Below are 26,276 nucleotides of genomic sequence, written 5' to 3'. Positions count from 1 at the left end.
GTCGGGCCGGTAAGTCGGCCGGAGTCGGCGGGTCGGGCCGGGAAGTGGCGGCCGCACCGGCGGGTCGGGCCGGTAAGAGGGCGGGATGGCAGAGCGTGGTGGCGGGTCGGGGGAAGAGGACCGGGTGGCAGAGCGCGGTGGCGGGTCGAACCGGGGAGTGGAGTCGGCTGGCCGGTTGGACCGGCCGATTGCCACTAGCCTGCTCGACTCGCCGGTGCGGCTGCCCTGCCCGACTCGCCGGTGCGGGTGCCACTTGCCTGCTCGACCCGCCGGTCGATTCCCACTACCCGGTTCGACGCGCCGGTGAGAGTCGCTCAGGTCGGCGGGTCGGGCCGGTAAGTCGGCCGGAGTCGGCGGGTCGGGCCGGGAAGTGGCGGCCGCACCGGCGGGTCGGGCCGGGAAGTCGGCCTGGATCGGCGGGTCGGGCAAGGGGAGGGCGGGTCGCGCCGGGAAGTGGCGGCCGCACCGGCGGGTCGGGCCGGGAAGTCGGCCTGGATCGGCGGGTCGGGCAAGGGGAGGGCGGGTCGGGCCGGGAAGTCGGCCTGGATCGGCGGGTCGGGCAAGGAGAGGGCGGGTCGGGCCAGGCACTGGCGGCCGCACCGGCGGGTCGGGCCGGGAAGAGGGCGGGGCGGTCGTGGCGGGTCGGGCAGGGAGGGTGTGCGGGGCGCGGGTGTGGGTGGACGGGCTCGTGATGGCAGGGCGGAGAGGCGTCCGGAGGTCCGGAGGTGGGATGCCCTTGACTAATCTAAGACGACCGGTCACATTGGATGCATGGCACGGCAGAGTATGCGGGAAGAGATCGTCGAGGCGGCCCTGGCTCAGTTTCACGAGCGCGGGTTCAACGCGGCGGCGGTGAAGGACATCACCGATCGGGCCGGGGTGCCGAAGGGGTCGTTCTACAACCACTTCGAGAGCAAGGAAGCGCTGGCCCTGGTCGCGTTGGGGCGGTACGGCGACGGTCGGCGGCTGGGGGATCTGGCCGACAAGTCGGTGGAACCGGTGGCCAGGATCCGGGCGCACTTCGAGTTCCTGCGCGACGAGCAGCTCGAAGTCGGGATCGCCAAGGGCTGCCTGCTCGGGAACTTCGGCGCCGAGATCGTGGATCACAGTGAGACGATCCGCGGCGGCGTGCGCAGCGGTCTGGCCATCTGGGCCGAGATGCTCAGCGGCGCCCTCGTCGACGGCCAGCAGGCCGGCAGCATCCGCAAGGACCTCGATCCCGACGTGACCGCGCGCTACCTGGTCAGTGCCTGGGAGGGCACCTTGATCCAGGCGCGCACCTTCAAGTCGGCCGACGTCTTCGACAGCTTCTTCGACCTCACCTTCAACAGCCTGCTCAAGCCCTAGTCAAAGCTCCCCTCGACCTTCGAGGGGACAGCTCTGCCGATTGCAAGACGACCGACCATCTTAGGAGTTTCACCATGACCACCTATCGCGCGGTGCAGGCGACCGAGGACGGCGCCTTCGCACTGGTCGAGCGGGAACTCACCGATCCCGGACCAGGCCAGGCCCGGATCGCCATCGAGGCCTGCGGGGTCTGCCACACTGACGCCGTCGGCGTGCACAACCTGTTCGGCAACCACCCAGCCGGTACGGCGATCGTGCCGGGCCACGAGCTGGTCGGGCGGATCGACAAGCTCGGCGCGGACGTCACCGGGTGGACCGTGGGCCAGCTTGTTGGCGTGGGGTATCTCGGCGGCCATTGCGGCGCCTGCGCGAGCTGCCGGCGAGGCGACTTCGTCTTCTGCACGAACCAGCCGGCCACGGGCGACACGGTCGACGGCGGCTACGCGGAGTACACGATCGCCCGGGCGAGCGGGCTGGTCGCCATACCGCAGGAACTGACCGCGGTCGAGGCAGCGCCGGTGTTGTGCGCGGGCATCACGGTCTTCAACGGGCTCCGCAAGGGAGCGCCGCGGTCCGGCGACCTGGTCGCTGTCCAGGGCGTCGGCGGTCTCGGCCACCTGGCCATCCAGTACGCCGCCAAGCTCGGCCTGCGCGTGGTCGCCATCGCGCGCGGCGAGGACAAGCGTGAACTGGCGCTGACGCTGGGCGCGGACGACTACATCGACAGCGCGGCTGTCGACCCGGCCAAGGCCCTGCAGGAGCTCGGGGGCGCCCAGGTGATCGTCGCCACCGCTGCCAGTGGCGCCTCGATGAGCCCGTTGATCGACGGCCTCGCCATTCGCGGCCGGCTGATCGTGCTCGGCGGGGGGAACGACCCGATCGAGGTGAGCACCGGGTCGTTGATCTTCGGCGGCCGCAGCATCCACGGGTCCCTCACCGGCACGCCGAGCGAGAACGAGGAGAGCTTCGCGTTCGCCGTCGCGAACCAGGTCCGGCCGATGGTCGAGACAGTTCCGCTGGAGAAGGCGGCCGACGCCTACGCGCGGATGATGTCCGGCGCTGCCCGGTTCCGCATGGTCCTGACCACCAAGCACTGAAAACACCAGAAACGAAGAGGGGTAGAGAATGAGCAAGTTGATTCTGAAGGCGATCGGTGACATCGACGCGAATGTTGCCTTGATCAACGATCTTGACCTGACCGTCGGTCCGGACGAGGTGCTGGTGAGCATCGAGGCCGCGCCGATCAATCCGGTCGACTTCATGCTTGCTGCCGGGACCTATGGGTATCGGGCGCAGGTGCCGTTCGCGCTCGGTTCCGAGGGCGTCGGCCGGGTCGTCGAGGCGGGTGCCTCGGTGGACGCCTCACTTGTCGGTCGGCGGGTGCTGATCGTGCCGAACTACGAGCAGGGCACCTGGTCGGACCAGGTCGTGGTCGCGGCTCGGAACGTCGTGCCGGTCACGGATGACGGCGACCCGCTGCAGCTTGCGATGGTGGGGATCAACCCGCTCACGGCTCACCTGGCGCTGACCAGGTACGTCGACCTGAAGCCGGGGGACTGGGTCGGGCAGAACCTGGGCAACTCCGGGGTCGGGCAGTACGTGATCGCCCTGGCGAGGCACGCCGGCCTGAAGACGCTGAGCGTAGTACGGCGGGAAGAGGCGGCGGAGAAGCTGCGGGCTGCCGGCGCGGACCTGGTGCTTGTCGACGGCAATGACCTCGGCGGACGGATCGCGGCGGCACTGGGGGAGAACAAGCTGCGGCTGGTTCTCGACGGCACGGGTGATGCGACGGCGGGGGCGTTGGCGCAGGCGGCCGAGTTCGAGGGCACGGTGGTCAGCTACTCGTCGGTCACGGGTCAGCCGGTACAGGTGGGGCTGGGTGACTCCATCTACCGGCAGCTGAGCCTGCGGGGACTCTGGATGGTCAACTGGCTGCAGAACGCCTCGCGTGAGGAGCTCGAGAAGACGTACGTCGAGCTCGCGGAGCTGGCCGCCAAAGCAGTGGTGCGGGCGGACGTCGAGGCGACCTACCCGCTGACCGACTTCCGCAAGGCCTTCGAGCACGCGCGGCAGCAGGGCCGCACGGGCAAGGTGCTGTTCAAGCAGCAGTAGATTCGCTCACGCTGGGTGAACGGTGCCCGAGCGGTAGCGGGGTCAGGCCGTGATCGTCATCGAGGCGATCAGGTCGTCGCGGACCTCGAAGGTGAAGTGGGACGGCCCGTTGAAACCATCGCCACCGACCTGGGTGACGATGGTCAACGGGTTGCCCGGCGTGGAGACCCGGGTGTCGGAGAAGGTGGCCCGCTTGCCGATCAGCTCGTTCTCGCTCCAGGAGCGGATCCGGTCCGGGCCGCGGAACTGGCGGCCCCAGTCGTCCACGAATCCGTCAGGGGCGAACGCGGCGACGAAGGCGTCGTTGTCCTGCTCGTCGATCGCGGCCAGGGCCCGCTGGACGGCCGTGGGGAGGCCGGCTGGTGTGGTCATATCGTGACCATAACTCCGGCCTTTTCGTTGAACCGGATCCGCGGGCTGTCCGTGTGGGTGGTGTCGAACTTCAACCCAAGGAGAGACACCATGAAGCGCTTGGCCATTTTCGCCGGATCGGCCGTTCTCGGCCTGTCGGCGCTCACCGCGTGTGGTGGTGACAACAACACCCCGGCCGCTCCCCAGAACACCACGACCACCAGCACGAGCAGCAGCCCGTCCTCGTCCAGCGAGGCGAAGCTGGCCCTCGCCGAGGTCGGCAACTACGGCAAGATCGTTGTCGACGGCAAGGGCATGACGCTGTACATCTTCGACAAGGACACCGCGAGCCCGTCGAAGTCGAACTGTGAAGGCGACTGCCTGGTGAAGTGGCCGGCGCTGATGGCCGGCAGCGGTACGCCGCAGGTGGACGGGGTGGACCCGTCGCTCGTCGGCACGGTGGACCGGTCGGACGGCAGCAAGCAGGTGACCCTGGCTGGTTGGCCGCTCTACTACTTCCAGAAGGACACCAAGGCCGGCGACGCCACGGGCCAGGCTGTCGGTGGCATCTGGTGGGTCGTCGGGGCTGACGGCAAGAAGATCACCACGAAGCCTTCCGCCGCCGGCGGCGGGGGCTACTGACCCCGGATGAACCTCCTCAGCGCCCTCCTGCAGGGCTCCGCCGGGGGCCCTGCAGTGTGTGCCGCGAAGAAATCGCCTATCGTACGAACGACCGCGATGATCGAGGCCGGGAGGACAGCGGTGGGCGACACGGACCGCCGTCCGGAGGCAGCTGAGGCGTTGATCCGCTCTCTGTACGCGGAGCATGGGCGCAGTCTGCTGGCGTATGCGACCAGACTGACCGGCGATCGAGCGGCGGCCGAGGACGTCGTCCAGGAGACGCTGGTGCGGGCGTGGAAGCACGCTGACGACCTGGTCGCGGGTAAGGGGTCCGTGCGTGGCTGGTTGCTGACGGTCGCGCGCAACATCGTCACCGACCGGGCCCGGGCGCGAGCCGTCCGGCCGGCCGAGGTGGCGGAGGTGGAGGATCGGCCGCCCGTCGAGGGCGACCACTCCGAATCGGTGGTGAACACCATGGTCGTGCTGGACGCACTGGACCAGGTGTCGCAGGAGCATCGCGAGGTACTGGTGGAGCTGTACTACCGCGGCCGGTCGGTGACCGAGGCCGCGAAGGAACTCGGTGTGCCGCCGGGTACCGTGAAATCGAGGTCGTACTACGCCCTCCGCGCGCTGCGCACGGTGATGGGATCTGAAGCGGAGGTGGCCAGATGAGCGAGCATGATCACTCGCAGCTCGGCGCCTACGTTCTCGGTGCACTCGACCCGGACGAGGTGCGCGAGGTGGACCAGCACCTGGCCGGTTGTGCTGAGGGACGGGTCGAGGTGGACGAGCTCGAGGAGATGAAGGAGTTCCTCGGCGAGGTGCCGCCCGAGGCGTTCCTGGAAGGTCCGCCCGCCGATGGTGACCTGCTGCTGCAGCGGACGCTGCGCGAGGTCCGGGCGACCGTTGTCGAACCCGTCACCGCTCCGCCGGTCGCCGCCAAGGCAACTCGCCGGTCGCGCTGGTGGATGGTGGCCGCCGCGGTGCTGGTGGTCGCCGGGGCGGTCGGAGGCGGCGTCGTGATCGGGCGGCAGACGGTCGACTCACAGGTGGCCGATGACACGCCGGCCGGTTCCAAGCAGGTGACGGCGACTGACACGAGCACCGGCGTGACGATGAAGACGACGGTGGAACCGCGGACCGGTTGGAGCTGGGTCATCGTCAACGTCTCCGGCCTCAAGGCGGGCGACGAGTGCGAGATGCTCGTGACGGACAAGTCCGGCAAGACCTACGTGGCCGGTAGTTGGGTCGTCTCGGACAAGGCCGCGCGCGAGGGAAGCCGCTTCGGCGGTGGCGTGCTCGCGACGGTCGACCAGGTGCGGTCGGTCGAGATCAAGACCGTCCAGGGCAGGCACGTCGTCACCACACCGGTCTGACCGCCTCTGCTCGGGGTGTCCGTGAATTCGGTTGCCCGGGACGAGAGGATGGAGCTGTGGCGACTTACCCGACGACGACCGCTTCCGAAGATCTCCGGGCCAGGCGCAAGGCGGCCGCGGCCGATTGCACCCGCTGGCTGTCCGGCCGAAGAATCCCCGTAGCAGATACGCTGCGCAGGCTCGCCGATGCAGCGACGGAGACCGAGTCCGACGGCTACGGCAGCGGTGGTGAGGTCGAGCTCCTGGAGAAGGAGGTCGCCGAGCTGCTGGGCAAGCCGGCCGCGGTGTTCATGCCCACCGGGATCGCAGCCCAGCAGAGCGTGCTCCGGGTCTACGCCGATCGGGCCGGGACGCAGCGGGTCGCGCTGCACGGCCTGTCGCACTTCCTGCAGCATGAGCTGAACGCCTTGGAGGAGCTGCACCACCTCCGCATCGAGCGGCTGACCGCCGAGCCGCGGCAGCCCCGACCGGACGAACTTGCCGCCATTCCGGGACAGCTGGCCGCTGTGGCGCTGGAGATCCCTTTGCGCGATGGCGGCTTCGTGCTGCCGACGTGGGATGAGCTCGTGGTGTTCGCCGAGGCCTGCGCTGAACGCGGTGTACCGCTGCATCTGGATGGCGCCCGGCTGTGGGAAAGCACGCCGTACCTCGAGCACAGCCTCGCTGAGGTGGCCGCGCTGGCTTCGACTGTCTACGTGTCCTTCTACAAGGGCCTCGGCGGCATCAGCGGCGCAGCCGTGGCGGGACCCGAGGACCTCATCGCCGAGGTACGCCGGTGGCAGCGCCGCCTGGGCGGCAACCCTTTCACCCTCTTCCCGTACGCCGTGGCGGCGCGCGAGGGCCTCCGTAACGTGCTGCCGCTGATGGGGGACCTCCACGAGCGAGCGGTCGAGCTGGCGGCTGCCTTGCAGGTCGCCGGATTCCGTGTGTTCCCCGATCCGCCGCACACGAACTCGTTCCGCGTCTACGCGCCGCGACCGGCCGAGCAGATCGAGCTGGCCGCGGTGCGACGGATGGAGGCGACGCGCGAGTCGATCAGCTACACCTGGCACGCCGCGGACGTGCCCGGCTGGTCGTGGGTCGAGCTCGTGGTGACTCCGGACACGTTGACCTGGGACGTCGACGAGGCGGCCAAGGCTTTCGGGGAACTTCTGGGAGACTGAGCTCGTAGCACTAGGTGTGAGGTTTGTGTGGGGCAACAATCGGGGAGAGAAATAAAACTGTGCTGACTTTCGTCATCACCATGATCATCCTGCTGGTTCTTTCGGCGCTCGTGCTGCTCGCAGTCGCACGGGGTGAAGGTAAACATCTGGGCTTGTAGCCTGACTCGATGAGACGGCTGATCTTCCAGGAATACGTCACTCTCGACGGGTATGCGGCCGGGCCGGACGACGAGCTCGACTTCTTCGACACGGTCGCCGATCAGGCCGACGATGACAACCTGGACTTCCTCGAGCGCGTCGACACCATGGTGCTCGGTGCGAGGACCTATCGGTTGTTCGTCGATTATTGGCCGACGGCAACGGATGACGTCCTCGCGCCGCGGCTCAACCAGCTGCGCAAGGTGGTCGCCTCGACGACGCTGGACGCCGCGCCTTGGGGTGACTGGGAGCCGGGCGAGGTGATCACCGACGCGGTCGAGGCCGTGGCGGAGCTCAAGCGCCTATCAGCGCGGGCGGACGGTCGATGCGCTACCAGCGGGCTGGGCTAAAAGCCGGTTGCGTTCACCAGTGCTTGGACGATTGGGGCTGCCACGGTCAATGTGGGCACGACCAGGAGTAGGACTGCAGCTGTGTAGGTGGCAGCCGACAGCCACGGGTAGTGAGGCTCCGGGTCGGCCAGGCGCTGGACGCGGAGCACGGTGGACGACTTGGCTGCGGCCAGTCCTGCCTCTGGTGCGGGGGACCCGGCAAGAGCGACCAGAGCCCGCGCCAACGGCACCGGGCCCTTGCGGCGGCGGGCGTCGTCGTCTGCGAGCAGCTCGACGAGCGTGCGAGCCTGCTCCAGGGCAACGTCGCTTCGGACCCAGCGGGGAAACGCCATGTGCAGGGCGGTGAACGCTTCGAGCACCAGGTCGTGCCTGGCGCGTAGGTGAGCCTGCTCGTGAGCAAGCACCGCGCGCAGCTCACCATCGTCGAGACGGTCGAGTGCGCCGACCGACACGACCACCCGGGACCCGCGCAGAGCGGGAAGGCAGTAGGCGAGCGGCGTCTGCTCGGCCAGGACTCGCAAGCCGGGGATCAAGCCGTCCGGAGTCGCCAGTACGTCGACCAGATCGCGGTGCCGCTTCCGCCGGGCCCTGGTCTGCACCGCAACGCGCCCGACCGCCCAGAGGAGCCTGATGCCGACCAGCGCCGTCAACGCGAGCACTGCAGCTGCTGCGAGGTCCCGGAGGGATGACGGGTCGAACCGAGGTTCACCAGGTTGACCAGCGGTCGAGTAGGACAGCGCGATCCCTGCCCCGAAAGCAGCCAGTACCGCGGCCAGCGCGAGCGCCTGCCACAAAGCGACAGCGGCCCGGGGGACCCGATAGGGCCAGCTGGATCGAGCCAACAGAGCTGGTGCGGGACCAGTGAGCACCAGAGCAAGCGCGGCGAGCAGGAACGGGGTGATCACCCCTCCCGCGCCTCCAACCGGGTCAGCGCGTCCCGGAGCAGCGCGGCCTCCTCATCCGTGACCTGGCCGACGAAGCGGACCAGGGCCTCGCGGCGGTCGCCGGAACGGTCGAGCGCATCGCGCATCAGGTCCGCGGCCAGTTCCTCTCGCGGCGCCGCGGCACGGTAGCGCCAGGCCTTGCCGTCTCGCTCCCGCTCGGTCAGGCGCTTCTTCGCCAGCCGATCGAGCACGGTCATCACGGTTGTATAGGCCAGCTCTCGGGTACCTACGAGCCGCTCGTGGACCTCGCGGACGGTCAGCGCGTCCTCGGCGGACCACAGCTGCTCCATCACCAGCCGCTCGAGCTCGCCGAGGGGGCGCGGAGTTCTGGGATCAGTGGCCACGTGACGAGTATAACTACATCGCGTAGTAGATCCTCCGCTAGCATCTACTACGTAACGTCGTAGATGGCTCGGGAGGGCTGAACGCGTGGACACCCTGGATCTGGCCCGCTGGCAGTTCGCGATCACCACCGTCTACCACTTCTTCTTCGTCCCGGTGACCATCTCGCTGGTCGCGATCACGGCCGGCCTGCAGACCGCGTGGTACCGGACCGGCAAGGACAAGTACCTGCGGCTGACGAAGTTCTACGGCAAGTTGTTCCTGATCAACATCGCGATGGGCGTCGTCACCGGGCTGGTCCAGGAGTTCCAGTTCGGGATGAACTGGAGCGACTACTCGCGCTTCGTCGGGGACGTGTTCGGCGCCCCGCTGGCGCTGGAGGGGCTGCTCGCGTTCTTCCTCGAGTCCACCTTCATCGGGTTGTGGATCTTCGGCTGGGACCGGCTGCCGAAGGCGATCCACCTCGCCTCCATCTGGATGGTCGTGCTCGGCACCCAACTGTCGGCGTACTTCATCCTGTCGGCGAACTCGTGGATGCAGAACCCGGTCGGCTTCCGCTACAACGCCCAGCGCGGCCGGGCCGAACTGACAGACATCGGCGCGGTGCTGACCAACAAGGTCGTCCTCGTCACCTACCCGCACACGATCTTCGCCGCGTTCCTGGTCGGCGGTGGGTTCGTGGCCGGTGTCGCGTTGTGGCACCTCGTCCGTCGGCCGGGGATCGATACCGATGCCTTCCGGACCGCACTGCGGCTCGGCGCCGTCGTGGTGATCGTCGCGGGCGCGGGGGTCGCGTTGAGCGGTGACCAGCAGGGCAAGGTGATGACCCAGGTGCAGCCGATGAAGATGGCCGCGGCCGAGGCGCTGTACGAGACGGAGAAGCCGGCGTCGTTCTCGATCTTCACCATCGGCACCCTGGACGGTTCGCGCGAGGTCTTCTCCGTGAAGGTGCCGTACCTGCTGTCGTTCCTGGCCACCGGGCACTTCGACGGCGAGGTCAAGGGCATCAACACGCTGCAACAGGCGTACGAGCAGCTTTACGGCCCGGGTTCCTACAAGCCGAACATCCCGCTCGCGTACTGGACCTTCCGGCTGATGATCGGTGTCGGGATGGCGTCGACGGCGATCGCCATCTGGTTGCTCTGGGCAACTCGCCGGGGCCGGGCGCCGACCAAGTGGCTGGTGCGGACCGCGGTGCTGTTGCCGCTGCTTCCGCTGTTCGCGAACAGCTTCGGCTGGATCTTCACCGAGACCGGGCGGCAACCCTGGCTGGTGTTCGGCCTGCTGCCGACCGCCTCCGGTGTGTCCCCTGGGACCACCGGCGGGGAGGTGCTGACCTCGCTGATCGGCTTCACAGTCCTGTACGGCGCTCTGGCCGTGGTCGAGGTGAAACTCATGCTCAAGTCGATCGGGGCCGGGTTGCCGGACGAGCCGGCGGAATCCGACGACTCCGACAAACCGCTGTCGTTCGCGTACTGAGGGGCTGAGATGGAACTGACAACGGTGTGGTTCGTCGTGATCGCGGGACTCTGGGTCGGGTACTTCGTGCTCGAGGGGTTCGACTTCGGGGTCGGCATCCTGCTGCGCATCCTCGGCCGGGACGAGCCGGAACGGCGGGCGGTGGTGACCGCGATCGGTCCGCATTGGGACGGCAACGAGGTCTGGCTGATCGTGGCCGGTGGTGCCACCTTCGCCGCCTTCCCGGAGTGGTACGCGACCCTGTTCAGCGGGTTCTACCTGCCGTTGTTCGCGATTCTGGTGGCGTTGATCCTGCGTGGGGTGGCGCTGGAGTACCGCGGCAAGCGCGAAGACCTGCCGTGGCGTTCGCGGATGGACACCATGATCACGATCGGGTCGGTGGTGCCCGCACTGCTGTGGGGGATCACCTTCGCGAGCCTGGTTCGCGGCGTACCCATCGATGCTCGGCACGAGTTCGTCGGGACTCTGGGTTCGTTGTTCAGCCCGTTCGCGTTGCTGGGTGGACTGACGGTGGCGATGTTGTTCGTGGCGCACGGCGCGATCTTCCTGGCGTTGAAGACGACAGGGGAGTTGCGGCACAGGGCGAACCGGTTTGCGTCGTACTGCGGTCTGGCGGCGGCTGCGCTGGCTGTCGGGTTCCTAGCCTGGACGCAGGGACTGCGCGGTGACACGTGGTCTGCCGTGGTGGCAGGGCTTGCTGCTGTGGCGTTGCTGGCCGGGCTGGTGGCGAACAGGGTTGGCCGTGAGGGGTGGGCCTTCGTGGGGACTTCCGTCGCAATCGGGCTGGCCGTGGCGTCGTTGTTCGTCGCGTTGTTCCCCGTGGTGATGCCGTCGACGCTGGACCCGGCCTGGAGTCTGACGACCGCCAACGCCTCGTCCACGCCGTACACGCTGAAGGTGCTGACGATCATCGCGGCGATCTTCACGCCGCTGGTGATGCTGTATCAGGGGTGGACCTACTGGGTGTTCCGCAAGCGCGTGACCGTCGAACCGGTCCAGGCGCAATCGCTGACCCCACCCCACCACCCCGGTCAGGCGCAATCGCTGACCCCGCCCCAGCATCCCGGTCAGGTGTGATGAAGCCACTGGATCCCCGCCTGCTGCGACGCGCTCGCGCGGCCCGGCTTTTCCTAGCCGCATCTGTGGTGATCGGCGTCGTCACGGGCCTGCTAGTCGTAGTACAGGCTGTGCTGCTGGCTCGGGGGATTGCCGGTGTGGTGCTGCGTGGGGACAGTGTCGGCCAGGTGGCTTGGTGGTTGGTGGCGGTGGTTGTGGCGCGGGCGGCGTTGGTGTGGTTGCAGGAGGTGGTCGGGCAGCGGGCGGCTGCTGCGGTGAAGTCGACGCTGCGGCAGCAGGTGCTCGAGCATTCGCTGAAGCTGGGTCCGGCTTGGCTCAGTGGAGAGCGCAGCAGCGCGCTGACCACTTTGCTGACCAAGGGGTTGGACGACCTGGATCCCTACTTCGCCCGGTACCTGCCGCAATTGGTGCTGGCGGCAACTGTGCCGGCCGGTGTGATCGCGTGGATGGCGACGGGCGACCTCATCTCAGCGGGAACTGTGCTGGTGACTCTGCCGCTGATCCCGATCTTCATGGCGTTGGTCGGCTGGGCCACTGTCGCTCACAGCAGGCGCCGGCAGCACGCGCTGGCTGTGCTGGCGCATCATTTCGCCGATGTGGTGGCCGGACTACCCACGCTCAAGCTGTTCGGCCGGGCCAAGGCCCAGGCTGCCGCAGTACGACGGGTGACCGACAAGCACCGGGTGGCATCGATGGCGAGTCTGCGGCTGGCCTTCCTGTCGTCGCTGGTCCTGGAACTCCTCGCCAGCATCTCGGTCGCGCTGGTCGCCGTGGGCGTCGGCCTGCGTTTGGTGGACGGGAGTCTGGGCCTGGAGACAGCTCTGCTGGTGCTGATCCTCGCGCCGGAGGCCTATCTGCCGTTGCGGCAGGTGGGCACCCAGTTCCACGCGAGTGCGGATGGGGTTGCGGCGAGCGAGGAGGTGTTCCGGGTGCTGGAGACGCCGCTGCCGTCGCGCGGTGACCGGACCGACGTACCGGACCTGCGGGTGACTTCGCTGCACCTGCACGACGTGACAGTGCGGTACCCGGATCGGGCGGCTCCTGCCCTGGAAGGGTTCGACCTGGACCTGTGGCCAGGCGAGGTGGTGGCGATGACCGGTCCGAGTGGCGCTGGTAAGTCGACGGTGCTCGCTGCGGTGCTCGGGTTCGTCGTACCTGAGCGCGGGGTCGTTGTAGCCGGCGGGAGTGCGGCGGATGAGTTCGAGCCGGGCTTGTGGCGGCGGCAGTTCGGATGGGTGCCGCAGCGGCCGGGACTGCTCGTGGGGAGCATCGCGGACAATGTGCGGCTGGGGCGACCCGCTGCGTCGGATGAAGAGGTGCGGCAGGCGCTGAATGCGGCCGGAGCCGCTGAGCTCGAGCTGGATACGCCAGTCGGTGAGCAGGGGAGGTTGTTGTCGGGTGGACAGCGGCGTCGAGTCGCGTTGGCGCGGGCGCTTCTCACGGAGGCGCCGGTGCTGTTGCTGGATGAGCCGACGGCCGGATTGGACGCCGAGGTCGAAGCGGGCGTGGTTGCCAGCCTGCGGGCGACTGGGCGGACTGTGCTGCTCGTCGCGCACCGGCCCGCGTTGATCGCTGCGGCTGACCGAGTGGTCGAGGTGGGCCCGCGGGAGTTGGTGATGGCATGAGAATCGCGTCCCGCGAGCAACCGGGATTGGTGTCGGTGCCTGGCCGGCCAGTGGCAACCCGGCTCGCGCTCGCTGCGCCTGATCGGCGAGTGGCTGCTCGATTGGTGCTCGCTGTGGTGGCAGGGGTCGTGGCGTCCGGGGCGGCTGTGGGGTTGCTGGCCACCTCGGCGTGGCTGATCACTACTGCGGCGGCGCAACCGCCTGTGCTCATCCTGATGGTGGCGATCGTGGCTGTGCGGGCCTTCGGCGTCGGGCGGGGGGTCTTCCGCTATGTCGAGCGACTTGCGGCCCACGACGCGGCGTACCGGGTGTTAGGGGAGGTGCGGTCGCGGGTCGCCGGGCGGTTGGAGGAACTGGCGCCGGCCGGGCTTTCGCTGCGGAGCGGGGATCTGCTTGCGCGGTTGCTGCTGGATGTCGATGCAGTGCTCGATCTCTGGCTGCGGGTGGTCCTGCCAGTGCTGGTTGCTGCGGTGACCGCCACCGCGACGGTTGCGTTGCTGGTCGTCCTGCTGCCGGTGGCAGGCGCATCGGTTGCGCTGGCCGTGCTGGTGGCTTGCACGCTGGTGCCGTGGCTGACGGCTGCTACTGCGAGGCGGGCTGAGCGGGCGATTGCTGGAGACAGAGGAGAGGTAGCTGCTGGTGCTACCGAGGCCCTGTTGACGGCCGCTGACGTGGTTGCGTTCAACGCCGTGGACGACATCCTTGCTGGTTTCACAGCAGCTGATGCACGGTTGGCCGCAGCTGAACGTCGCTCTGCCTGGAGTGCTGGTCTCGGCAACGCGCTCCTGGCGCTCTGCGTGGGTGCAGCGACCGTGGCGGGGCTGGTGCTTGGCAGCCAGGCGGATATCTCGGGACCCGTGTTCGCCGTTCTGGTGCTGACGCCGCTGGCGCTGGCTGACGTGCTCGGTGGGATCCCAGTGGCGGCCCAACTGGCGATCAGAGTCCGTACTTCGTTGTCGCGGCTGCGGGAGGTCCTTGCCGCGCCAGTGCCCGTGGTGGAGCCAGTCGTGGCCGAGCAGTTGCCGTCTGGCAGGGGCCTGCAGGTGCGTGGGCTGCGGGCTGGGTATGAAGGTCCCGACGTGCTCCGGGGGATTGACCTGGACCTGCCCGAGGGGAGCCGGGTGGTGGTGACCGGTCCGAGTGGCTCAGGTAAGAGCACGCTGGCCGCAGTACTGCTTCGGTTTCTGGATCCGCGGGACGGGGAGTTGCTGCTGGATGGGGTGGACCTGCGGCGGCTCGCCGGTGATCAGCTGCGCTCGGTGGTCGGGCTGTTGACGCAGGAGAGCCACGTGTTCGACACGAGCATCCGCGAGAACCTCCTGCTGGCGAGACCCGGCGGCAGCGACCTGGAGCTCTGGCGAGCCCTCTACCGGGCCAGGTTGGGAGAATTCGTCGAGGGACTGCCGGAGGGACTCGACACGATGGTGGGGGAGCACGGCGCACGGCTGTCCGGTGGCGAACGCCAGCGGCTCGCGTTCGCCCGGCTGCTGCTGGCGGATCACGACGTGCTGGTGCTGGACGAGCCGACCGAGCACCTCGACGAGGAGACCGCCCGAACCTTGCTGGCCGACCTGTTCGTGGCAGCGGGCCGCCGTACCGTCGTACTGCTCACCCACCGGCCTGAGCTTGCTCCTCACGTAACGCAACCAGTGCTGGACCTCAAGTGAGGGATGCGGGGAGCGGGCCGGGCGTCTGCCAAGATGGGGGATCGTGTTGACCACTCAGCTTGTCACCCTGCTCACGGACCAGGCCCTGATCGCCATCATCGCGGTGATCGCTGTCGTGCTGGTCGGCGGCACCGCCGGACTGGTCGTCACCAGGCGCCGCAGGGCCGAACTGCCGGCCCCCGAACCAAGGCCGGAGATCGCCGAGCCCAAGGTCGGCGACGACGCCGAGGTGCCGCGGGACACGCCGACCCGGACCCTCGAGGACACCGAGCTGCCCGACGCCGCGGACCAAGGTGCGGGCGCCACGACGACGCTGGAGAAGCCCGAGTCCGCGCAAGGCCGGCTCGTCCGGCTGCGGGCGCGGCTGGCCAGGTCGCAGGGTTCGCTGGGCAAGGGCCTGCTGGCGCTGCTGTCGAGGGACACGCTCGACGAGGAGGCGTGGGAGGACATCGAGACCACGCTCATCACCGCCGACGTCGGGGTCGCCCCGACCCAGGAGCTGGTCGAGCGGCTGCGGACCCGCGTTCGGGTCGAGGGGGTCACCGCGGACCAGGCTCGCGCGATCCTGCGCGAGGAGCTGGTCGCGCTGCTGGATCCGACGCTGGACCGTTCGCTGAAGGTCGAGCGCAAGGGCGACCAGCCGGCGGTCGTGATGGTCGTCGGCGTGAACGGCACTGGGAAGACCACGACGGTCGGCAAGTTGGCCCGAGTGCTGGTCGCCGAGGACAAGCACGTCGTGCTGGGCGCGGCCGACACCTTCCGTGCCGCGGCGGCGGATCAGCTGCAGACGTGGGGCGAGCGGGTCGGCGTTCGGACTGTGCGAGGTCCCGAGGGTGGTGACCCGGCCAGCATCGCGTTCGAAGCGGTCAAGCAGGGCATCGACGAGTCGGCCGACGTCGTGCTGATCGACACCGCCGGGCGGCTGCACACCAAGACCGGCCTGATGGACGAGCTCGGCAAGGTCAAGCGCGTCATCGAGAAGTCCGCCGAGGTGGACGAGGTACTGCTCGTCATCGACGCCACCACCGGCCAGAACGGACTGACCCAGGCCCGCGTGTTCGCCGAGGTGATCAACGTGACCGGCCTGGTGCTCACCAAGCTCGACGGCACCGCGAAGGGCGGCATCGTGATCGCGGTCCAGCGCGAGCTCGGCGTGCCGGTGAAGCTCGTCGGCCTCGGCGAAGGCGCCGACGACCTGGCTCCGTTCGACGCCGAACAGTTCGTCGACGCTCTGCTGGACTGAGGGCCATCGGCTACGGCCGTGTTTGCAGGAGCGCTGATCTGGTACCTGGGCGGGTATGAGGCCGAGGATTGTGATTGTCGGGGCCGGGTTCGCCGGGTTCCACGCTGCGAAGACGCTGTGCCGGGTCGCGCGAGGCCGGGCGGAGATCGTGCTGGTGAATCCGACGGACTACTTCCTGTACGTGCCACTGTTGCCGGAGGTCGCCGGGGGGATCCTGGAGCCGCGCCGGATCACCGTGTCCCTCGCGGACACCCTGCCGGAGGTCCGGCTGGTGCTCGGTGAGGTCGACGGGTTCGACCTGGAGGACAGACAGGTCCGGTACGAGACTCCGGTCGGCATGCACAGGGAACTCGGCTATGACCGGTTGATCCTCGCCGCCGGCAGCGTCAACAAGCTGCTGCCGATCCCCGGCGTCGCCGAGCATGCGCACGGGTTCCGAGGGATACCCGAGGCGATCTTCCTGCGCGACCACCTGACCCAGCAGATCGAGCTGGCTGACGCTACGGACGACCAGACTGAGCGGGACTCGCTCTGCACGTTCGTGGTCGTCGGGGCCGGTTACACCGGGACGGAAGTAGCCGCGCAATGCGTGCTCTACACGGAACTCCTGAGGAAGCGGCGCCCGCGGCTGCGGAACCAGCGGGTCCGGTGGATGCTGCTGGACATTGCCGAGCGGGTTCTGCCTGAGCTGGACCTGCGGTTGTCGCGAACGGCCGACAAGGTGCTGCGCGAGCGAGGTGTCGAAGTACGGACGGGGCTGTCGGTGGCGGAGGCGCAGCCGGACGGAGTACGGCTTACCGACGGCACGTTCGTCGCCACTCAGTCGCTGATCTGGTGTGTGGGCGTCCGGCCTGATCCGGTGGTCGAGGGACTCGGGCTGAAGACCGAGAGGGGCCGGCTGGTCGTCGACGAGTACCTGAACGTGCCGGGCCATCCCGACGTGTTCGCTGCCGGGGACGCGGCCGCAGTACCGGATCTGGCCCGGCCAGGCGAGCTGACGCCGATGACCGCACAACATGCCGAGCGGCAGGGAAGGCGGGTGGCGCACAACGTGGCCGCCACGTTCGGCACGGGCGAGCGGAAGCCGTACAAGCACAAGGACCTCGGGTTCGTCGTCGACCTCGGCGGCCTGCAGGCGGCAGCCAACCCTCTGCAGATACCTCTGGCCGGACTGCCGGCCAAGGCTGTGACGCGTGGCTACCACCTGCTGTCGATGCCGGGAAACCGGATGCGTACTGCGACCGAGTGGCTGCTCGACGCGGTGCTCGGTCCGCAGACGACCCACCTGGGCGTCATCCCGGCCGACGACGTCCCGCTCGAGACCGCCGGCCCGGAACGCACCCGACCCCACCGGTAGAAGCGCTGTCCCCGTCGGGGCTTCAACCCACACTTTCGGGGGGGAACCCCCAAGAACCCGGCCGCACGGGAACCGACAGACACAAGGGTGAAGCGGGGTCGGGGTGTGGGTTCGTCTTCCAGCGACGGCAGCGCAAAGATGTAGGCGCGAGGCGGACGTCGGGGTTCGCCCGGGGTGATCAGCCAGACCGGAGACTTTGACGTGACTGCTGACGTGACGAAGCTCGACGATCTGCTGCGGGAGTTGGCGCCGCAGGTTCTCGGCGCTCTGGTACGGCGCACGGGCGACTTCGCCGCGGCCGAGGATGCCGTCCAGGAGGCGTTGATCGCGGCGGCACGGACCTGGCCGCGGGACGGGCGGCCGGACCATCCGCGCGGGTGGTTGATCCAGACTGCGAACCGGCGGTTCATCGACGAGATCCGGCAGGAGCAGGCCAGGCGGCGCCGGGAGGAGTTCGCGGCGCAGCGGGATGTGCCCACGGAGGACGTTGAGGACACGGACGACACGCTGCGGTTGTTGTTCCTGTGCTGCCATCCGGCGTTGACGTCCGCGTCGGCGATCGCGCTCACCCTGCGGGCTGTCGGTGGGTTGACCACCGCCGAGATCGCCAAGGCCTACTTGGTGCCCGAGGCGACGATGGCGCAGCGGATCACCCGGGCCAAGGTGCGGATCAAGGACGCGAAGTTCGAGCTCGACCCGACCGACGAGCGGCTGCGGCAGGTCCTGCACGTGCTCTACCTGTTGTTCAACGAGGGATACACGAGCAGCAGCGGACCTCAGCTGCAGCGGAGCGACCTGTCGACCGAGGCGATCCGGCTGACGCGGATGGTGCATGCCTTGCTGCCGGAGAACGGGCAGGTCACCGGGCTGCTCGCACTGATGCTCCTCAACGATGCGCGTCGGCTGGCCCGCACCGGTACTGCGGGCGAGCTCATCCCGCTGGCAGACCAGGACCGCACTTTGTGGAACAGGGGGTTCATCACCGAAGGGCTCGAGTTGGCTGTGGACGCGTTCGCGCGGCCGCCGCTGGGGGAGTACCAGTTGCAGGCAGCCATCGCCGCCTTGCACGACGAGGTGGATCGCGCCGAGGACACGGACTGGCCGCAGATCCTTGGCTTGTACGACCTGCTGGTCAGTCTGTCGGGCAACCCGATGGCCAAACTCAACCACGCGATCGCAGCCGCCATGGTGCGAGGACCCGAGGCCGGACTGGAGCTACTGGTCCCATTGGACGCGGAACTCGCCGGGCACTACCGACTGGACGCAGTACGGGGGCATCTGTACGAGATGCTCGGCCAGACCGAGTCTGCCGCGAGCCACTTCCGCGCGGCGGCCCGGCGTACGACGAGCCTGCCCGAGCGGGACTACCTGACCACCAAGGCGGCCGCGGTCAGTGGTGCTGGGCGAAAGCCCCGGTGATCTCGTCGAGCCCCTCACCCGTTGCCAGCAGCAACCGAAGCAGCACGCGCGCCTTGTAGGGATCCAGGAAGCCGCCGTCGATGAGCCCGCGCTGCAGTAGATCGGACTCGGACCCCACGGAGCTGTAGGTGCTGCGGAGCACCGAGCCACTGCCGGTCCGCGACGTCAGGACCACTGGGATGCGTTCCGCCAGCGCGCCGAGCACCGGTGCGAGCGCGGCCGGCACGTGCCCGACGCCGAAGCCCGCTACCACCAAGCCCTGGTGTGTGTCGGCGAGTCCCTCGAGCAGCAGGCCGTCGTCGTCCAGCGTGACCGTGTACAGCGCGACCTTGGTGGCTTCCAGTTCCGCCGGCTCAGCACGACCCGGTACGCCGTCCTGTCGGTCCGGGCGGGCGAGGATCCGGACCTGCCCCTCCACGACCTGGCCGATCGGGCCGGCGTTGGGCGACGCGAACGCGGCGGTACTCGTGCTGTGGGTCTTCCGCACCCAGCGGGCCGCGTGGATCTGGTCGCTGAACACGACCAGGGCGCCCAGGTCACGGGCGGCGGGGGAACAGGCGACCCGGGCGGCGGCCAACAGGTTCGCCGGGCCGTCAGGGCCTGCCAGGGTCGGGTTGCGCATCGCACCGGTGAGCACGAACGGGTTGGAGTGCGGCCAGACCTGGTCCACCAGGAACGCGGTCTCCTCGAGCGTGTCCGTTCCCTGCGTGACGACGATCCCGGTCGCGCCGTTGCTGATCGCCTTTGAAGCCGCGTCGACGACATCAAGCATCGTGGCCACGGTCAGGTTCGAACTGGGCACGGCCGCTATGTCCTGCACCTCCACGGGCCGGCCCAACTCGACCAGACCCGGTACTGCGTCGGTCAGATCCGCTCCGGTCAGGCGGTTCGAGCCGCCCGCCATCGCGATAGTGCCGCCAAGGGTGAACAGGGCGATGCTCACAGGGGAGGTCCTCTCGTTCGTGACAGGCCCGCGAAGACTACTACCTACGGAAGAGACCCGGCTGGCAGTGGCCGCGCGGAGTGGTTGAGGAGTTGAATAGGGGTGGGAGGGTGGATGCGCGACACGGTCGACCCAGAATTCGCCTCGTACGTCGATGCGCGGCAAGGCAGGTGGCTCCAGTCGGCTTACCTTGTGTACGGCGATCTGGAGCGGGCCGAGCAGGAGCTTCTGCACGCCTTCACGAAACTGTCCCTGCGCTGGGGCAAGGTGGACGACCCGGACGCGTTCGTGCAGCGCCTGCTGTACGACGCGGCCCTGTCGCGCTGGTCCCGGATCAAGCCGCTGCTGGACGAGGACGACCACCCGGCCAAGGCGGCTTTGGCAGCTCTCACCTCCACCCAGCGCGCGGTTCTCGTGTTGTTGCACTTCGAGGAGCTCACTGAGTTCGAAGTAGCCGACGTACTGGGGATGTCGCATGCGGCAGTGCACGGGCACGGGCAGACGGCGCTGAGCCGGTTCCGCCTCGAGCTGGGCACTGGGGACTGGCGTGACGTGACGCGGAGGGACTGGGGGTGAGACGCGAGGACGTCAAGACGCTCCTGGGCCAAGCAGCGGATCGCCTGCCTGAGCCGGACCTGGCGGACGCCGCCTGGGCCGGTGGTGTGGACATCCGGCGGAGGAGACGACGCAGTACGGTCGCCGCACTGGTGTTGGTGGTGCTGATCGCCGTGGTCGCCGCGCTCGTCGCCGGATTCGGCGGTGGCCGGGCCGGAATCTCACCGCCGACCACGCTGCCTTCCGTGCTGACCGGCCAGATCCCGCCGACCGGGCAGATCGCAGGCCTCGACTTCTGGATCGCGCCTCCCAGCGGGAGCGAGGCATACCTGGACCGGGTTGCCACACCGCTGGGCGACTCGTTGCGGCTGCCGAACGACCCGGCCGCCTTGCAGGACGAACCGCTCGACCAGATCGCGGCCGTGGTGCTGTCGGACCCGCCCGGCCCGTTCGAGCCGCTGCTGCTTGGCAAGAACGGTCGCTGGGCGCGAGCGGACGTACAGCTCACTGAGATCAACACCGGCCCACCACTGAGTGCGGGAGCGGTCTCGCCGAACGGAAGGTTCGTCGCCTTTCCGCAGCACGGAGCCGTGATCGTGGTGGACGCTACAAATGCGGGTGTCCAGCGGTTCAACGTGCCGGCGCAGGACATCCGCAGCGTGAGTTGGCTGCCGGACAGCGATCGCCTGCTGTTGGGCGGACCGGACGTTGCCTATCGGATCTTGACAGGCCAGGGCGGCTTCGGCGAACGCAGTGTCACCGAACTGGATCCCAGCTCTGACCCGGACGCGGTGACAGCGCCGTACAGGCTCGGTGGCGGCGTGGGGCAGGTGCAGCTGTTGCGTTACGCCATGAACGGCGGTTGGTTCTTGACCGCCAAACCTGAACTGCCGGCGGAGGCGTGGGTCGGGCAGACCTTCACCGGTGGCAATACTGCCGCGCGCCTGCTCGTCTCGAGCCGGCTGCCGCAGGTGGTGACCGCGGCATCCCGCCCGCAGATGGTGGCAGCCATCTCCGCCCAGCCGAATCGGCCCAGCCGACTGCTTGTCCTGGGCGAGACCCCGTCAGCTACTCCGCCGCCGACGCCTGGGCCGGCCGCGCCGGAGATTGTTCGCGAGCCAGGTTGTTGCTTCGTGCTCGGCTGGTTCGACGACAACACCGTCCTGGTGCAGGTGCAAGGCTGGGTGATCAGCTGGGAGCTGAGCACCGGCAAGGTCCGCCGGGTGACCGAGCTCGAGGTGAGCAGGGTCGCTCTCGGGCCCGGCATCCGGGGCTGACGCGGGCTGTAGCGGCTCGAGCCGGCTATTCGAGAACGATTGACCTCATCGTCATGGCGACCAGGTCATCGGCCGCCTCCGGCGTGGGCATGGCTTCACCGGTGAGGGCGCGCAGGACCAGCACACCCGCGACCCACTGCACCATCAGGACCGGGTCCGCTGTCGCCCGGATCGGTTCACCGCGCTGCCGGGCCCGATCCAGCGCCGCAGCGGTCAGCACGATCCGCTTCTGGAGGAAGGCTCGGTAGAAGGCGGCGAACCGCTCGTCCCGGTTCGCCTCCGAGACGGCGAGGCGGACCAGCGCCACGCCCTCCTTGCTGTTCACGAACTGCAGGGCCGCCAGATAGACCTGCCGCAGGTCGCCCGCGATCGAGCCGGTGTCCGCATCGGGGATCTCGATGTCGAACAGCTCGGTCATCGCGTCGTTGGCCAGTTCTTCCTTGCTGGCCCACCGCCGGTAGATCGTGGCCTTGCCCACGCCCGCCGCCTCGGCGACGTCGTCCACCGTCATCCCGTCGAATCCGCGCGCCAGCAACAGCTGCACGGCGTACCGGCGGATCCTGGGCTCTGCGTCCGGATCCCGTGGCCTGCCGCGGCGCGGTCGCTCCCCGCTCGTCGTCCCCATTTCTTCGTCCCCAGCTAGGACAGGCGCGGTGGCGCGGCCGCGGCCTGTGTGGTCAGGCCAGAGTGCCACAGGTCGGCCGATGTCACCTGGATGTCACTTGGGGAGGCGCTTTGTCACATTCCCGAAACATGAGGACCGATCGGCTGAAACGGCGCGCCGACACCGTTTGCGGTGTGGCCGTGCGCGGGCTTCCCGGCGTTGTGGAGTCCCCCTGATGAGGACGCGGGCCACCCCCAGATCGATGGAAGGGATGACGTTGATGGAGATCAACGCCGGCGATACCGCCTGGGTCTTGGCAAGTGCCGCCCTGGTGTTCTTGATGACACCGGGACTGGCTTTCTTCTACGGCGGCATGGTGCGCGTGAAGAGCGTGCTGAACATGATGATGATGAGCGCCATCACCATCGCCGTCGTCACCATTTTGTGGGTGGTGGTCGGCTTCTCGCTGACCTTCACCGGTGACACCGGGCACGTGATCGGTGACTTCTCGGCGGCCGGACTGAAGGGCCTGATCGCGCCCGACGCGGTCAGCGGGACCATCCCGACGCTCGCCTTCGTGGCCTTCCAGTTGATGTTCGCGATCATCACCCCGGCGCTGATCTCCGGTGCCATCGCCGACCGGGCCACCTTCCGTGGCTGGATCGCGTTCGTCGTGGGCTGGACGTGCCTGGTGTACTTCCCGGTCGCGCACTCGGTCTGGTTCCTGGACGACGGCAACGGCGGCTGGATCGGCGACAAACTGAAAGCGATCGACTTCGCGGGTGGTACGGCGGTCCACGTGAACGCCGGTGCCGCCGCCCTCGCACTGGCCCTGGTCCTCGGGCGCCGGGTGGGGTGGCGCAAGGACCCGATGCGGCCGCACAGCCTGCCGCTGGTCATCCTCGGCGCCGGTCTGCTGTGGTTCGGCTGGTTCGGCTTCAACGCCGGCTCCGCGCTGAGCGCGGGCACCACCGCCGCGGTCACGTTCGTGAACACCCAGGTCGCCACGGCGGCCGCCGTGATCGGCTGGCTGATCGTGGAACGGATCCGGCACGGTAAGGCCACCACGCTGGGCATGGCCTCCGGCGCGGTCGCCGGTCTGGTCGCGATCACCCCGTCCTGTGGCGCGGTCACGCCGGTCGGCGCGATCATCCTCGGTGTGCTGGCGGGTGCGATCTGCGCCTTCGCGGTCTCCCTGAAGTACAAGCTCGGCTTCGACGACTCGCTCGACGTGGTCGGCGTGCACCTGGTCGGCGGTCTGTTCGGCTCGCTCGCGATCGGCTTCCTGGGTACGGCGGCGGCCCCGTCCGCGGTGAACGGGCTGTTCTACGGTGGCGGTGCGAGCCAGCTCGGCAAGCAGGCGCTGGCCAACCTGGCCGTCGGTGTGTACTCCTTCACAGTGGCCTTCATCCTGGGCAAGGTCATCGACAAGACGATCGGCTTCAGGCTGCCGGAGGACGACGAGGTCACCGGTGTCGACCAGGTCGAGCACGCCGAGACGGCGTACGACTTCCTGGCCGCGGGCTCGGGCCTGCGCGGTCACAGCACCGTGGTACGCACGGCGGAGCCGGGCGAGGTCGAGGAGACCGAGTCCACTGAGAAGGAAGGCGCGAAGGTATGAAGGCGATCACCGCGGTGATCAAGCCGCACAAGCTGGAAGACGTCCGGGCCGCGCTGGAGACGTTCGGGGTGGCCGGTATGACGGTCACCGAGGCGAGCGGCTACGGCCGGCAGAAGGGCCACACCGAGGTCTACCGCGGCGCGGAGTACGAGGTGGACCTGGTTCCGAAGGTCCGGCTCGAGGTCGTGGTCGAGGACGGTGACGCCACCGAGGTGGTGGACGTGATCGTGAAGGCCGCGCAGACCGGCAAGATCGGTGATGGCAAAGTCTGGGTGGTTCCCGTAGAGACAATCGTCCGGGTCCGCACCGGTGAGGTCGACGGAGACGCCCTCTAGATGGTTGATCGAGCAGAGCAGCGGCGCGCTCGTGCCGAGGAAGCCGACGCGCTGCTGCACCTGCTCCTCTCGCAAGCCTGTGACGCCCTCGGTGTTCCCACCGAGGGCGTCGCGCTAGTCGCGGTAGGCGGCTACGGCAGGGAGGAGCTGTCGCCTTACAGCGATCTCGACGTGATGCTCGTGCACGTCGAGGGGTACCCACGGGTGGACGAGCTGGCAGCGAAGATCTGGTATCCCCTCTGGGATTCCCGGACCCGGTTGGACCACAGCGTCCGGACGGTCGCCGAGGCCCAGCAGCAGGCCGCGGACGACGTACGGGTCGCGCTGGGCCTGCTGGACGCGCGGCATGTGGCCGGGGACTCTCTCCTCACACTGCAACTGCGGTCCGTGCTGATGGCCGACTGGCGCCGTACGGCGAAGACGCGGCTGCCGGCGTTGGCCCAGGCCTGCCGGGACCGCGCGAACACGGTCGGGGAGCTTGCGCACCTGGCCGAACCTGACTTGAAGGAGGCGTACGGCGGGCTGCGGGATGCCGTGGTTCTCCGGGCGCTGGTGGCCTCGTGGCTGGTCGACGTACCGCATCCAGTGGTCGAGCGAGCCCGGCTTGACCTGCTGAACATCCGCGACGAGCTGCACACGGTCGCTGGTCGCGCCACGGACCGGCTGGTCGCTGATGTGGCCGGGGAGGTCGCCACCGGGCTTGGTATGGCGGATCGCGACGAGCTGTTGCGGCATGTGTACTCCACCGGGCGGACCTTGGCCCACGTGTGCGACGTGTCGTGGCGACGCGTCGAGAGCCTGGTGTCGCGGCCGCCACGTTCGCGTCGTCGTCACCGCAGTGGTGGTCCGCTGCTGCTCGCACTGGACGAAGGCGTCGGGCAGCACGAGGGCGAGGTCGTCCTGATGCCTGATGCCCGGCCGGAGCGCGATGCTGTACTCGGTCTGCGTGCTGCGGCCGTTGCCGCGGACAGGGAGCTGGTGCTGTCGCCTGCGGTGTGTTCCCGGCTCGCCAATGACGCCGCAGCCCTGCCAGAGCCGTGGCCTGGTGAGGCCCGGCGGCTGATCTGCGCGCTGCTTGGTGCAGGGCCGGGTCTGCTCGAGGTCTGGGAAGCACTGGACCAGGCCGGCTACATCTCGCGGCTGATGCCCGAGTGGGACACCGTGCGGTTCAGGCCGCCTCAGTCCGCGGTGCACCGGTACACCGTCGACCGGCATCTGCTGGAGACCTGCGTCGAGGCGTCGAAGATGGTTCGCGACGTGCGGCGCCCGGACCTGCTGCTGGTCGCCGCGCTGGCGCACGACCTGGGCAAGGCGGTCGAAGGCGATCACAGCGTCACCGGTGCCGTGATTGCCGCCAAGGTTGCTCGCCGACTGGGTTTTGCTTCCGCTGATGTCGACACGATTGCGTTGTTGGTGCGGCAGCACCTCATGCTCGGCCAAGTAGCCACCCGGCGGGATCTGGACGACCCGATGACGGTGGAACTGGTCACGGGCATAGTCGGAGAGACGGACACGCTCGACCTGCTGGAAGCTCTCACCTACGCCGATGCCCGCGCTGCGGGGCCCGCTGCGTCCTCGCCTTGGCGGATGCGGCTCGTGGGTGAGCTGTCCCGTCGAGTGCGGGGTGAACTGTCCGGGGGAGGCGCCGGGCTGTGGACCGAGGCTCCGCCCATCCCAGTGCCGCAGTTGCACCAGGTGGTCGGCGTGGGACGGCTTGGGGTGACCGTCACGGAACACCTCGGCGATCTGCGAGTGAATGTCGCCGTGCCTGATCAGGTGGGAACCCTGTCGACGGTTGCCGGAGTACTGGCGGTCGAGCGACTCGCAGTACGGTCTGCTGTGATCACTTCGGTCGAAGGGCTGGGCATCTCGCAGTGGTCGGTCGCTGGTTCTCCGCCGGATCCCGTGCGGCTGCGCGACCGGCTTGCTGTGGCTCTGCGGGACGACAGCGATCTAGTACGCCGCTTGGCCGCGCGGGACTCGTCTGCCGTAAAGCAGAAGGTCGCTAGTCGCGTGGATCTGCTGCCGGACGCATCCGAGACCGCCACTGTGTTGCAGGTGCGAGCTCATGACCGTCCCGGCCTGCTCTACGACGTCACAGCGGCTATTGCTTCGACAGGTGCTGACATCCGCTCAGCCCACGTGAGCACGCTCGGTGCGGAGTGCGTGGACGTCTTCTACCTGACCGACAGCGACGGCTCTCCCCTGGAGGACGAAGACGCCCTAACGACGGCCAAGTCCGTGCTGGATCGCCTGACCTTCTAGGGTCT

The 26,276-nt window shown here is 68.6% G+C and carries 25 protein-coding genes; 20 read left to right on the top strand and 5 right to left on the bottom strand.

Annotated elements, in window-relative coordinates; translation table 11 throughout:
• The first annotated feature begins 771 nt into the window (after positions 1-771).
• The 3 genes from ABD210_RS02655 to ABD210_RS02645 all read left to right on the top strand — a co-directional run bounded on the left by ABD210_RS02655 (position 772) and on the right by ABD210_RS02645 (position 3,459).
• Positions 772-1,347: a TetR/AcrR family transcriptional regulator gene (locus ABD210_RS02655; protein ID WP_344108241.1), complete on the top strand. Its 576-nt coding sequence runs from the start codon at positions 772-774 to the stop codon at positions 1,345-1,347.
• Between the two features lie 74 nt (positions 1,348-1,421).
• On the top strand, positions 1,422-2,444 hold the full coding sequence (locus ABD210_RS02650; protein ID WP_344108239.1) for an alcohol dehydrogenase: 1,023 nt from the start codon (positions 1,422-1,424) through the stop codon (positions 2,442-2,444).
• A gap of 28 nt (positions 2,445-2,472) precedes the next feature.
• Positions 2,473-3,459 (top strand): zinc-dependent alcohol dehydrogenase family protein, encoded by a 987-nt coding sequence (locus ABD210_RS02645; protein ID WP_344108236.1) that lies wholly within the window; start codon positions 2,473-2,475, stop codon positions 3,457-3,459.
• Between the two features lie 42 nt (positions 3,460-3,501).
• On the opposite strand, the gene ABD210_RS02640 is transcribed toward ABD210_RS02645, so the two are convergent.
• Positions 3,502-3,831 carry a nuclear transport factor 2 family protein gene (locus ABD210_RS02640; RefSeq protein ID WP_344108234.1) on the bottom strand — a complete coding sequence of 110 codons (330 nt, stop codon included), beginning with the start codon at positions 3,829-3,831 and terminating at the stop codon, positions 3,502-3,504.
• Between the two features lie 90 nt (positions 3,832-3,921).
• On the opposite strand from ABD210_RS02640, the gene ABD210_RS02635 reads away from it, so the two are divergent.
• The 5 genes from ABD210_RS02635 to ABD210_RS02615 all read left to right on the top strand — a co-directional run bounded on the left by ABD210_RS02635 (position 3,922) and on the right by ABD210_RS02615 (position 7,518).
• Positions 3,922-4,452, top strand: a complete 531-nt coding sequence (locus ABD210_RS02635) for a hypothetical protein (RefSeq protein ID WP_344108232.1) — start codon at positions 3,922-3,924, stop codon at positions 4,450-4,452.
• A gap of 120 nt (positions 4,453-4,572) precedes the next feature.
• Positions 4,573-5,103, top strand: a complete 531-nt coding sequence (locus ABD210_RS02630; protein WP_344108230.1) for a sigma-70 family RNA polymerase sigma factor — start codon at positions 4,573-4,575, stop codon at positions 5,101-5,103.
• On the top strand, positions 5,100-5,807 hold the full coding sequence (locus tag ABD210_RS02625; protein WP_344108228.1) for a zf-HC2 domain-containing protein: 708 nt from the start codon (positions 5,100-5,102) through the stop codon (positions 5,805-5,807). Before ABD210_RS02630 ends, ABD210_RS02625 begins: the two co-directional genes overlap by 4 nt.
• A gap of 56 nt (positions 5,808-5,863) precedes the next feature.
• Entirely contained in the window at positions 5,864-6,970 is a 1,107-nt protein-coding gene (locus ABD210_RS02620; protein WP_344108226.1) for a threonine aldolase family protein, read from the top strand.
• Positions 6,971-7,137: 167 nt separating this feature from the next.
• Positions 7,138-7,518 (top strand): dihydrofolate reductase family protein, encoded by a 381-nt coding sequence (locus tag ABD210_RS02615; protein ID WP_344108224.1) that lies wholly within the window; start codon positions 7,138-7,140, stop codon positions 7,516-7,518.
• On the opposite strand, the gene ABD210_RS02610 is transcribed toward ABD210_RS02615, so the two are convergent.
• Together ABD210_RS02610 and ABD210_RS02605 are read right to left on the bottom strand one after the other, a co-directional pair.
• Positions 7,515-8,423, bottom strand: coding sequence for a M56 family metallopeptidase (locus ABD210_RS02610; RefSeq protein ID WP_344108222.1), 909 nt, complete (start codon positions 8,421-8,423; stop codon positions 7,515-7,517). The genes ABD210_RS02615 and ABD210_RS02610 overlap by 4 nt on opposite strands.
• Positions 8,420-8,806, bottom strand: a complete 387-nt coding sequence (locus tag ABD210_RS02605; protein ID WP_344108220.1) for a BlaI/MecI/CopY family transcriptional regulator — start codon at positions 8,804-8,806, stop codon at positions 8,420-8,422. The genes ABD210_RS02610 and ABD210_RS02605 overlap by 4 nt, the downstream gene beginning before the upstream one ends.
• Before the next feature lie 85 nt (positions 8,807-8,891).
• Between ABD210_RS02605 and ABD210_RS02600 the strand changes: the two genes are divergently transcribed.
• From ABD210_RS02600 to ABD210_RS02570, 7 genes are all read left to right on the top strand, one after another.
• Complete coding sequence (locus tag ABD210_RS02600) at positions 8,892-10,283, top strand: cytochrome ubiquinol oxidase subunit I (RefSeq protein ID WP_344108218.1); 1,392 nt, start codon at positions 8,892-8,894, stop codon at positions 10,281-10,283.
• Positions 10,284-10,292: 9 nt separating this feature from the next.
• Positions 10,293-11,360 carry a cytochrome d ubiquinol oxidase subunit II gene (gene cydB, locus ABD210_RS02595; protein WP_344108216.1) on the top strand — a complete coding sequence of 356 codons (1,068 nt, stop codon included), beginning with the start codon at positions 10,293-10,295 and terminating at the stop codon, positions 11,358-11,360.
• Complete coding sequence (cydD, locus tag ABD210_RS02590; RefSeq protein WP_344108214.1) at positions 11,360-12,985, top strand: thiol reductant ABC exporter subunit CydD; 1,626 nt, start codon at positions 11,360-11,362, stop codon at positions 12,983-12,985. Before cydB ends, cydD begins: the two co-directional genes overlap by 1 nt.
• Positions 12,982-14,652, top strand: coding sequence for a thiol reductant ABC exporter subunit CydC (gene cydC / locus ABD210_RS02585; protein WP_344108212.1), 1,671 nt, complete (start codon positions 12,982-12,984; stop codon positions 14,650-14,652). Before cydD ends, cydC begins: the two co-directional genes overlap by 4 nt.
• Positions 14,653-14,695: 43 nt before the next feature.
• Positions 14,696-15,895, top strand: coding sequence for a signal recognition particle-docking protein FtsY (gene ftsY, locus ABD210_RS02580; RefSeq protein WP_344108210.1), 1,200 nt, complete (start codon positions 14,696-14,698; stop codon positions 15,893-15,895).
• Positions 15,896-15,950: 55 nt separating this feature from the next.
• Positions 15,951-17,252, top strand: coding sequence for an NAD(P)/FAD-dependent oxidoreductase (locus ABD210_RS02575; protein WP_344108208.1), 1,302 nt, complete (start codon positions 15,951-15,953; stop codon positions 17,250-17,252).
• 201 nt (positions 17,253-17,453) lie between these two features.
• Positions 17,454-18,671, top strand: coding sequence for an RNA polymerase sigma factor (locus ABD210_RS02570; protein ID WP_344108206.1), 1,218 nt, complete (start codon positions 17,454-17,456; stop codon positions 18,669-18,671).
• On the opposite strand, the gene ABD210_RS02565 is transcribed toward ABD210_RS02570, so the two are convergent.
• On the bottom strand, positions 18,643-19,614 hold the full coding sequence (locus ABD210_RS02565; protein WP_344108204.1) for an asparaginase: 972 nt from the start codon (positions 19,612-19,614) through the stop codon (positions 18,643-18,645). The two genes, ABD210_RS02570 and ABD210_RS02565, sit on opposite strands and share 29 nt — an antisense overlap.
• 114 nt (positions 19,615-19,728) lie before the next feature.
• Between ABD210_RS02565 and ABD210_RS02560 the strand changes: the two genes are divergently transcribed.
• Together ABD210_RS02560 and ABD210_RS02555 are read left to right on the top strand one after the other, a co-directional pair.
• Positions 19,729-20,190 carry a sigma factor-like helix-turn-helix DNA-binding protein gene (locus tag ABD210_RS02560; RefSeq protein WP_344108202.1) on the top strand — a complete coding sequence of 154 codons (462 nt, stop codon included), beginning with the start codon at positions 19,729-19,731 and terminating at the stop codon, positions 20,188-20,190.
• The gene (locus ABD210_RS02555; protein ID WP_344108200.1) at positions 20,187-21,446 is read left to right on the top strand and encodes a hypothetical protein; all 1,260 of its coding nucleotides are present in this window, start codon (positions 20,187-20,189) and stop codon (positions 21,444-21,446) included. The genes ABD210_RS02560 and ABD210_RS02555 overlap by 4 nt, the downstream gene beginning before the upstream one ends.
• Positions 21,447-21,471: 25 nt before the next feature.
• Here ABD210_RS02555 and ABD210_RS02550 read toward each other — a convergent pair whose 3' ends face one another.
• Positions 21,472-22,071, bottom strand: a complete 600-nt coding sequence (locus ABD210_RS02550) for a TetR/AcrR family transcriptional regulator (RefSeq protein WP_344108198.1) — start codon at positions 22,069-22,071, stop codon at positions 21,472-21,474.
• A gap of 214 nt (positions 22,072-22,285) precedes the next feature.
• Here ABD210_RS02550 and ABD210_RS02545 point away from each other — a divergent pair, with 214 nt between their 5' ends.
• The 3 genes from ABD210_RS02545 to ABD210_RS02535 are packed head-to-tail and all read left to right on the top strand — an operon-like array spanning position 22,286 to position 26,271.
• Positions 22,286-23,671 (top strand): ammonium transporter, encoded by a 1,386-nt coding sequence (locus ABD210_RS02545; RefSeq protein ID WP_344108196.1) that lies wholly within the window; start codon positions 22,286-22,288, stop codon positions 23,669-23,671.
• Positions 23,668-24,006 (top strand): P-II family nitrogen regulator, encoded by a 339-nt coding sequence (locus tag ABD210_RS02540; RefSeq protein WP_344108194.1) that lies wholly within the window; start codon positions 23,668-23,670, stop codon positions 24,004-24,006. The genes ABD210_RS02545 and ABD210_RS02540 overlap by 4 nt, the downstream gene beginning before the upstream one ends.
• Complete coding sequence (locus tag ABD210_RS02535; RefSeq protein ID WP_344108191.1) at positions 24,007-26,271, top strand: [protein-PII] uridylyltransferase; 2,265 nt, start codon at positions 24,007-24,009, stop codon at positions 26,269-26,271. It begins immediately after the preceding gene.
• The last annotated feature ends 5 nt before the right edge of the window (positions 26,272-26,276 follow it).

This window comes from Kribbella alba, assembly GCF_039529635.1.
GTDB classification, from domain to species: Bacteria; Actinomycetota; Actinomycetes; order Propionibacteriales; family Kribbellaceae; genus Kribbella; species Kribbella alba.
The sequence above is the reverse complement of the archived record's forward strand: the minus strand, read 5'-3'. Positions and strand labels throughout refer to the sequence as shown.

What these genes read in the sequence shown, in the direction of transcription:
- ABD210_RS02655 (WP_344108241.1), top strand. Translation starts at nt 772, where the DNA reads ATGGCACGGCAGAGTATGCGGGAAGAGATCGTCGAGGCGGCCCTGGCT.
- ABD210_RS02650 (WP_344108239.1), top strand. Translation starts at nt 1,422, where the DNA reads ATGACCACCTATCGCGCGGTGCAGGCGACCGAGGACGGCGCCTTCGCA.
- ABD210_RS02645 (WP_344108236.1), top strand. Translation starts at nt 2,473, where the DNA reads ATGAGCAAGTTGATTCTGAAGGCGATCGGTGACATCGACGCGAATGTT.
- ABD210_RS02640 (WP_344108234.1), bottom strand. Translation starts at nt 3,831, where the DNA reads ATGACCACACCAGCCGGCCTCCCCACGGCCGTCCAGCGGGCCCTGGCC.
- ABD210_RS02635 (WP_344108232.1), top strand. Translation starts at nt 3,922, where the DNA reads ATGAAGCGCTTGGCCATTTTCGCCGGATCGGCCGTTCTCGGCCTGTCG.
- ABD210_RS02625 (WP_344108228.1), top strand. Translation starts at nt 5,100, where the DNA reads ATGAGCGAGCATGATCACTCGCAGCTCGGCGCCTACGTTCTCGGTGCA.
- ABD210_RS02615 (WP_344108224.1), top strand. Translation starts at nt 7,138, where the DNA reads ATGAGACGGCTGATCTTCCAGGAATACGTCACTCTCGACGGGTATGCG.
- cydB (WP_344108216.1), top strand. Translation starts at nt 10,293, where the DNA reads ATGGAACTGACAACGGTGTGGTTCGTCGTGATCGCGGGACTCTGGGTC.
- cydD (WP_344108214.1), top strand. Translation starts at nt 11,360, where the DNA reads ATGAAGCCACTGGATCCCCGCCTGCTGCGACGCGCTCGCGCGGCCCGG.
- cydC (WP_344108212.1), top strand. Translation starts at nt 12,982, where the DNA reads ATGAGAATCGCGTCCCGCGAGCAACCGGGATTGGTGTCGGTGCCTGGC.
- ABD210_RS02575 (WP_344108208.1), top strand. Translation starts at nt 15,951, where the DNA reads ATGAGGCCGAGGATTGTGATTGTCGGGGCCGGGTTCGCCGGGTTCCAC.
- ABD210_RS02560 (WP_344108202.1), top strand. Translation starts at nt 19,729, where the DNA reads ATGCGCGACACGGTCGACCCAGAATTCGCCTCGTACGTCGATGCGCGG.
- ABD210_RS02550 (WP_344108198.1), bottom strand. Translation starts at nt 22,071, where the DNA reads ATGGGGACGACGAGCGGGGAGCGACCGCGCCGCGGCAGGCCACGGGAT.
- ABD210_RS02545 (WP_344108196.1), top strand. Translation starts at nt 22,286, where the DNA reads ATGAGGACGCGGGCCACCCCCAGATCGATGGAAGGGATGACGTTGATG.
- ABD210_RS02540 (WP_344108194.1), top strand. Translation starts at nt 23,668, where the DNA reads ATGAAGGCGATCACCGCGGTGATCAAGCCGCACAAGCTGGAAGACGTC.
- ABD210_RS02535 (WP_344108191.1), top strand. Translation starts at nt 24,007, where the DNA reads ATGGTTGATCGAGCAGAGCAGCGGCGCGCTCGTGCCGAGGAAGCCGAC.